This is a genomic window from Trichocoleus sp. ST-U2 (assembly GCF_039961875.1).
Taxonomy (GTDB): domain Bacteria; phylum Cyanobacteriota; class Cyanobacteriia; order Cyanobacteriales; family FACHB-T130; genus FACHB-T130.
On the sequence record NZ_JAMPJY010000034.1, the window covers coordinates 57,380 to 65,432 of the forward strand.

An 8,053-nucleotide genomic window follows, 5' to 3' on the forward strand; every position below is an offset into this window, starting at 1 on the left:
CATTAGCCATTTCCTCATTTAAGATTTTCCAGCTTAATTCTCGGATCGGCTACCTTAAGCAATAAATCGGCGATAAGATTGCCGACAATCAGCATCACTGCCCCCATAATCAAACTTGCCATTACTAAGTAGATATCTTGGATAGTAACTGCCTGTAAAATCAACCGTCCTAATCCCGGCCAATTGAAGAAAAATTCGGCAATAAATGCCCCACTTAACAAACTGGCAAACTCAAATCCTAAGAGCGTTATTAGGGGATTAATCGCATTGCGGAGGGCATGAACATAAATCACCCGGTCTTCGGGGAGTCCCTTGGCACGAGCTGTCTGGATATAGTCTTGGCGGAGAACATCGAGTAATTCTCCCCTGGTAATTCGCTGCAAACCTGCAAAACTGGTGACACTCAGCGCTAGGGTGGGTAAAATCATGTGCCAACCGATATCCAAAATTTTGCCGAACCAGGATAAATCGGCGTGATTGATGCTGGTTCTGCCACCGACTGGAAATAGGGGTGAAGTGTACTGGGCGAAAATTAGCAACACCAGCGCCGTGATGAAGCTGGGAAACCCTTGTCCCGCGTAGCTCAGCACTTGCAGGAGGCGATCGCTAGCGCGATTTTGGTTAACCGCACCGACGATCCCCAGTGGAATCGCGATCGCCCACGTCAGAATCACCGAAGCGATCGCGAGTTCCAATGTCGCTTGGATACGCTCCCACAACAGCGATGACACCGAACGCTGATAGACAAAACTCGTACCAAAATTGCCATAGCGCAAAATCTGCCACAGCCACCGTCGGTACTGTTCAATCGCTGGTTTATCCAAACCAAACTGTTGCCTGAGTTCCTCAATTCGTTCCGGGGAAATTTTGGGATTCTGCCTCAAAGTATCTAAATAATCTCCCGGAGCCATCTGACTAATTGCAAAACTCAGCGTCGAGGCTAGAAACAAAGTCAAAATTGCCTGTAATAGCCGTTTTGCCACGTAGAGGAAAGTTTCACTTGTGACCAGCCTTTTGAGCCAATTTAAACTAGCTGTTAACCCATTCTGACCTGAAGAATTTCTAGTAGAAGTCATGAAATATAGAATCCCATATCGCCAAAATTTTTGTAACTTGCTAATCGCTAATTGTTTAATAGCTTGTTTTCCATTAGCAATTAGCAATTAGCCATGAGCAGTTGCTCCCTAATACTCAACCAGCGTCACAATTGGCACATCAGGAAGTCGTTGACGCCCACCTAAATCTCTTAGCTCGATGATAAATCCAAATCCTACTAAGGTGCAGCCAATTTTCTGTACCAGCTCAGCCGTTGCCGTTGCCGTTCCACCCGTCGCGATCAGATCGTCCACAATCAAAACACGGCTTCCGGGATGTAGAGCATCTTGATGCATCTCTAGGCGATCCATCCCGTACTCTAATTCATACTCAACCGTGTGAACAGCACCTGGTAACTTTCCAGGCTTCCGGACGGGGATAAACCCAACTCCCAGTTTGTATGCCAGAGGTGCCCCAATAATAAAACCCCGCGACTCCATCCCAACGACGTACTCTGGAGACAACTGGGCGCACTTTTCGGTTAAGGTTTCAATGGTGTAGCGCAGTCCTTCCGGATCTCGCAGTAGCGTCGTTATATCCCGAAACAGAATTCCTGGTTTAGGAAAGTCTGCAATGTCGCGTATCAGAGACTTGAGATCCATAGCAGCTCGTAAAAAGAGGGTTGTAGGTAAACTCGGTATCCGTTGCATCACAGAGGCAGGATCTCCCCCGGATGTGCAAGGATATACCTGGAAAATCGTACACTAGAAGGCTGCACGGTTTTGGAGCATTCCTAACACTCAAGAGCCAGCGGGCAGCTATTGAGGCGTGTGAGTAGTCGTATCTATATGATTCAAGTACAACCACCTCCAAAATCATCCACTTGCCCGAAGCTTCAATCCCGATCGCGACACCCTGATTTTAGTAAAATCCAGCTGGGCATATAAATAATCGGATAGCAGATGGACACAAATGTAACCGTCAAAAGTCATTGATTTCCATATGCAATTCGTTGTAGCCCGTGCGAGCCATCAACCAGTTCAACTGTCCTGCTATTTGGAATGAATCTTTCTGTGAGCGTAATGCCATTAAACAGTCCTCCACGAGAGTCAATGCCGCTGATTTTAGACAATCTCCCTGACCCACCGATTTCGTCGTCAAGTGGGTGTCCGCGTCGAACTCGGCTACAAATTGACCTGATGCTACTAGCAATAGAAGCCCTGGAATTGGGAGGGTCTGAAGCAATGCTGACAGTGGCGAAGGATTTGGAACTCCAGGGAATTATCAAAAATCGGGTACACCTTTGGCGAATCCGAAGCAGCAACCCGCTACGACGATCTTATACACGCCGTTTGCTAACCCTGGATGAAGCCAAAGCGATGGTGATCCTAGTCTGCCATCTAGCACGGCGGTTAACCGTGTTGATCCGGCAGCTGCTACTGGCTTATCAACAACTGCGTGACAAGCAGGTGCCATTAGAACATCATTTTCGCTTGTCTGAGTATTTAGAAAGGTTCCGCGCTCACTTCCGGAGCCGAATGAATCCACGACGCGCTGGTGTCGCCGCCTATAACTCTGATGAGAAGTTAAACAATCTGGCTATTGAGCTGTTAAGCGAGCTGCTATTTTGTACGGGAACGTCTGGAATGCAAAGATTTTGGAGCAGCCTTTTTGATGGAGAAGTGTAACTTTCATAGAAAAGGAGTAATCGGTAATCAAGAATAAGAGTGATGAGCATTGGTGTTGCGTTTTAAGACGAGAAGAAAGTTCTTGAATTAAAAACTCAACCCTCAAAACTTAAAACTTTTCCCGACTTACCAGTTACCAATTACCAATTACCTATTAGTTTTTTCCCGAATTACCAGTTACCAATTACCAATCACCAACTGAAAATGACTATTCGCCGTCCGTACAGTCTGCCTAACTGCACGCTGATCCTAGAAGGGTTAAGCGATGCTACAGCTGCTGGTCAGGTGGACACCCGACCCTTAATGTCTATCCTGGTTAATGCTGAGTGCCATTTTGCGGGTAAGGAGAAGCCATTAACGGGAGGACGTGACTTTTTTGAAAGCCTGGTGACAGCAGCCAGCAACTATGCTCAAGAATTCTTGAGTGGGGTGCCTCACTCCCATAGTCTGAAAGACAAGCCAAGCTTAGTGCAGTTTCAGAAAATAGATGCCCATCTGCATCGGTTAATTGTTGAGTCGCCGGGAAGTGGTGGAGACTCGACTCATAGTGGCGCATCCAGTGGGACAGCCACAACCCTCCAAGCAAGACAAGTTGATATCACGACGGTACAGCTGTTTGATTTGGTGGAGGCGGTGGATCAGTTCCTGGCTGATGGTCGCACCCTGCCAGACATCATGCTGTCAATCGCGCCGGTTCCGAAACGCTATGCGAAGGCTGAAGTGCCGGTGGCACAACGCGCCGCACCAGCAGCAGTTGGGGTCACGAGTTTGGCGTTGGCAGCGATCGCGTTTTCTAGGGTTCCCCCTCCCGAAGTCAAGAACCTCAAAGATCCCTTGCCCCAGCCCAACAGCTTAACGACGCCTGCTAGCCCTGTCTCGTCCGAGCAGCCGACAGCAAGTCCCACGTCATCTAGCGCTGAAGCTACCGACTTGGAAACCCTGGTGACAGCAGCACCAGAGCTGACCGATCCCACCCAGTTGTACTTCTTACAACGGAAACTGCAAAACAACATTTATCAGAAGTGGACGACCCGCCGCCAGTTTCGGCAAGACTTAGTTTATCGGGTGGGCGTAGGGAAAGACGGAGCTGTGGTGGGTTACAAGCCCGTTAACTCAGCCGCACGCGATCGCTTAGAAGAAACTCCGCTCCCAGAATTGCTCTATATCCCTGCCACTGGTAGCGACATCAGCAAAGAACCCCTGGCTCAGTTCCGGGTGGTATTTACTAGACGAGGCGTCCCCCAAGTGAGTCCCTGGTATGGGTATAAAGAAAAGCCCAGCCTCGGTCCAGAAATTACCGACTCAGCTCAGATAGAGGGTTTAGAAGCTCGGCTTTCCGAACAACTCAAGCAAAATTGGCAAGCCACTCCCAGTTTTCCACGGAGCTTACAATACCGTGTCGCCGTAAACAAAGACGGTGTCGTCGCCGATTACGAGCCACAGAATCAACCAGCCTTTGATTACGAGGATGAAACGCCCCTGCCTAAATTATTCCAGCCGAGCAACTCGCCAGACGCTGTCCCGCAGGAACCCCTCGCCCAATTCAGAGTGGTGTTCGCACCCAACGGCACCATCGAAGTTAGGTCGTTGCAGAGAAATTGAGAGCAGTCAATAGTCAGGAGCCAGTTGTGAGGAGTCAGTTGTGAGGAGTCAGTTGTTAGCCTTTCCTCTAAACACTAACAACTAACCCCTCACAATTTACTTAACGGGTTTAACAGGTTTCTTGACCTGAAAATAAGCCTCCAAAACTTTTAACACCATTGGGGCTGCTACCTTACCGCCGCCGCCTCCAGAATGTTCCGCAAACGCCACAACCACAATCTTTGGCTTGTCCGCAGGCGCATAGGCACCAAACCAGGCGTGAGACAGTCCTGGTGGAGCCTCTGCCGTACCACTCTTCCCGGCAACCGGGGGTAGCGTTGGCGCATTCACCGCTTTTCCAGTGCCGCTAGTCACAACGCTTCGGAGTCCTTGGCGCACCACCCTTAGCGTTTCTGGTTTCATATTCAAGGACTCTCGCCAGTTTTTGGACGCCTCATTATCTTTGAGCAGGTGGGGTTTAACTCGATAGCCACCATTTGCCGGAACCGCAAACATCACGGCAACTTGTAGCGGCGTCGTTTGCAAGAAGCCCTGACCAATGGACATATTCACCGTGTCTCCGATAGTCCATTCCTGCTTCAATCGCTTCTCCTTCCAGGCTGCATCCGCAACCAACCCCGGCAATTCTTCTGAAGCTAACTCAATCCCCGTTTTTTGACCAAAGCCATACTTCCGAGTCCAGTCAATCAAGGTGGGACCACCTATTCCTTTACCAATCTGATAAAAGAAAGTATCGCTACTCATCGCTAGCGCCCCAACAAATCCCAAGGGGCCAAATCCAGCATGGTTCCATTCCCCAAACCGAATCCCACCGACGGTTAAGTAAGGATAGGTTGCTAATACCGTATTCGGAGAATATTTACCCGATTCAATCGCAGCGCTAGCCGTGACAATCTTGAAGGTACTCGCTGGTGGAAAGACTCTTAAAGCGCGGTTGACGAAGGGGTTGCCCTTACTTTGTACTTTCTTCCAAGTTTCTGGGGTGATCCGCTTAGAGAAAACGTTGGGATCGAAGCCTGGGCGGCTGACCATTGCCAAAATTGCCCCATTGTTGGGGTCCATTGCCACGATTGCGCCCTTGCGATCGCCCAATGCCCGCTCCGCAGCCTTCTGCAAATCCAGATCCAGCGTTAACTGCACATCTTTGCCAGCCTTCGCCTTTTTCTGACCAAGAATCCGCAGCACTTGACCCGCACCATCTACCTCAACTTGTTGACCGCCCCATTCTCCCCGTAGCGGTTTTTCAAAAGCTGCCTCCACACCCATCTGACCAATCACATCACCCAAGCGGTAGCCTTGATCTTTCATCTTGGCTAGCTCTTCATCGTTCATTTCCCCCGTATACCCTAAGACGTGAGCGCCCACCTCAGCGTTGGGGTAGTTTCGTACCCCTTCAATATCCACCTCTACGCCCTCTAGTTGGCTCCTGTACTCTTCAAGTGCCGTAATTTGGGCAGGATTGATGTCACGAGCAATTCGTAACAGCGAGGTCGAGGTATAACCGGCTTTTTCTAGTTGCTTTTGAATTTCTTTCTCAGGAACATTTAACAGTTCCGAAAGGCGGCTGAGGGTAGCAGGCCAATCCTTCTGCTTGCGGGCGATGGGCCACAAAAAAACCGAGTGAGACAGCCGACTGCTCGCCAAAACTCTTCCCTTGCGGTCGAAAATGGTGCCTCGGGCTGGCTGTTTGGGAATCAAACGAATCCGATTGTTTTCTGCCAGCTGTCGGTTACGTTCCCCCTGAACCACTTGTAAAAAAACTAAACGAGCGCCAATCCCACCCGCCAAGAGTAAGGTAACGAGCAACATGATAATTACAGATTGGAGACGTCGGCCCACAGTTCGGGGGGTGGATTGACGCCCAATTGAGGAAGACCGAGCGATTAAGGTCATAGCAGGAGGCTGAATAAATTGGCTCTAAACAGGGAAACAAAAGGTATTTTGAGTGGGTGGCAATTCACAGAGGGATTGCTCCTACATAGTGTACCGTCACACTTCAATAAGATGAACTGGAGGTGTCCTGAAAATGAGTGCCGTGGAAATAGCATCCAGCACAGAGCGGGAATCACTTGTACTTTGTCATGTACTTTTTCAGGTTCAACGAATCAAAGAATGGCAAATTTTTAAGCGAATCGCAATCGGACTGAGTCCGACAGCTAAAATAAACCAAAGTTAGCAATCAACGCTCAACCAAGCATCACCGGCTCAGCCTTCACAAAACAGACGCGACGGCGTGTGTTGAGCAATTCAAACCTCTGTGGGGCATCGCCACTGGGAATCATCAACTATGTCTCAAACTTCTTTAGCAGAACAACGCTCTCCGGAGACTACAAATGAACTGGATGTGGAACTCCGCAAGGTTTTTAAGGTATTCAATGGAGAAACAGCAGTCCGGGGGGTTGATCTGGAGATCCACCGAGGAGAATTTTTCAGTATTTTAGGCCCCTCTGGCTGTGGCAAGACCACAACTTTGCGCTTAATGGCTGGGTTTGAAACTCCCTCGGCAGGAGAGGTGCTGATTCAGGGGCAGACGATGAACCATGTCCCGCCCCACCGGCGTCCGGTGAACACCGTCTTTCAGAGCTATGCTTTGTTTAGCCATTTGAGCGTTTGGGAAAATATTGCTTTCGGATTGCGGATTAAAAAGCGACCCAGGACCGAAATTGCCGAACGAGTGCAAGAAGCGCTGAAGCTGGTCAAAATGGAAACCTATGCTAACCGCTTTCCTTCCCAGCTTTCTGGGGGACAGCAGCAACGAGTGGCTTTAGCGCGGGCGCTAGTGAATCGTCCAGCGGTGGTTTTGCTGGATGAACCCTTGGGGGCATTGGATTTGAAGCTGCGTAAACAAATGCAGGTGGAATTATCCAATTTACATCAAGACCTCGGTTTGACGTTTGTAATGGTGACGCACGACCAGGAGGAAGCGCTAAGTCTCTCCGACCGGATTGCAGTCATGCGCGGGGGCAAGATTGAGCAAATTGGTTCGCCTACTGAAATCTACGAGCATCCCAAAACGCCATTTGTGGCGGATTTCATTGGGGATACCAATCTATTTGAGGGGCGGATTGAAGCTTCTGACTACTCAACGCTCAAAGTTGTCACCAAAAGTGGTTTGCCAGTTGTGGTGCAGCCGTTGGAGCCTTGGGATGAGATTGGTGTCCAGGAGGTTGTGGTATGCGTGCGTCCAGAGAAGATTCAACTGAGTCTCTATCCGCCAGCGATGCCAATCAACTGCTTTGAAGGTCGTCTGAAGCACGTGATGTACATGGGAACTCATGTTCATTATGTGGTGGAGTTACTTTCAGGCGATCGCTTAACGGTTCGGCAGATGAATACTGTGGGAATTGAGCCTGCCTTGCATACTCCTATCTATGCTCACTGGGCAGCTACCGATTGTCTGGCAATGAATGCCTAGAGACAATGCAGCGATCGCTACCCGTACGTCTCCCGACATTCCCAGCAGCGACCGGGCTGAATGCAGTTTCAACAAGCGTTAGAATCTCATGGTCAGACCAGTGCAATCGCTTGCTTTCGGGGAACCCGGTCAACCCATTGGTCGTTGGCTAGAGACGCCGGAAGCGATCGCTTCCGGCTACCACCAAACATTAAAAAGTAGGCGTTGCTGAAAGAGTAATGCTAGATTTGGTATAATAGAAGGATGAAATGCCCTGAATGTAACTCCACTCAAACCGCTAAGAACGGACATCGTCGAGGCAGACAGTGCTATA

The 8,053-nt window shown here is 49.6% G+C and carries 7 protein-coding genes; 4 read left to right on the top strand and 3 right to left on the bottom strand.

The features are described from left to right. Positions 1–14 precede the first annotated feature (14 nt). Complete coding sequence (locus tag NC996_RS20210; RefSeq protein WP_190414959.1) at positions 15–1,076, bottom strand: ABC transporter permease; 1,062 nt, start codon at positions 1,074–1,076, stop codon at positions 15–17. Between the two features lie 108 nt (positions 1,077–1,184). Then, on the bottom strand, positions 1,185–1,697 hold the full coding sequence (locus tag NC996_RS20215) for an adenine phosphoribosyltransferase (RefSeq protein WP_190426067.1): 513 nt from the start codon (positions 1,695–1,697) through the stop codon (positions 1,185–1,187). 399 nt (positions 1,698–2,096) lie between these two features. On the opposite strand from NC996_RS20215, the gene NC996_RS20220 reads away from it, so the two are divergent. Then, positions 2,097–2,723 (top strand): DUF3038 domain-containing protein, encoded by a 627-nt coding sequence (locus NC996_RS20220; RefSeq protein ID WP_190414961.1) that lies wholly within the window; start codon positions 2,097–2,099, stop codon positions 2,721–2,723. Positions 2,724–2,927: 204 nt separating this feature from the next. Next, entirely contained in the window at positions 2,928–4,325 is a 1,398-nt protein-coding gene (locus NC996_RS20225) for a DUF4335 domain-containing protein (protein WP_190682213.1), read from the top strand. A gap of 96 nt (positions 4,326–4,421) precedes the next feature. On the opposite strand, the gene mrdA is transcribed toward NC996_RS20225, so the two are convergent. Beyond that, a complete protein-coding gene (gene mrdA / locus NC996_RS20230; protein WP_190414963.1) occupies positions 4,422–6,218 on the bottom strand; it encodes a penicillin-binding protein 2 in 1,797 nt (598 codons plus the stop codon). A gap of 394 nt (positions 6,219–6,612) precedes the next feature. On the opposite strand from mrdA, the gene NC996_RS20235 reads away from it, so the two are divergent. Continuing rightward, a complete protein-coding gene (locus tag NC996_RS20235) occupies positions 6,613–7,740 on the top strand; it encodes an ABC transporter ATP-binding protein (RefSeq protein WP_190414964.1) in 1,128 nt (375 codons plus the stop codon). Positions 7,741–7,828: 88 nt separating this feature from the next. Beyond that, the gene (locus tag NC996_RS20240; protein WP_277879717.1) at positions 7,829–7,951 is read left to right on the top strand and encodes a hypothetical protein; all 123 of its coding nucleotides are present in this window, start codon (positions 7,829–7,831) and stop codon (positions 7,949–7,951) included. The last annotated feature ends 102 nt before the right edge of the window (positions 7,952–8,053 follow it).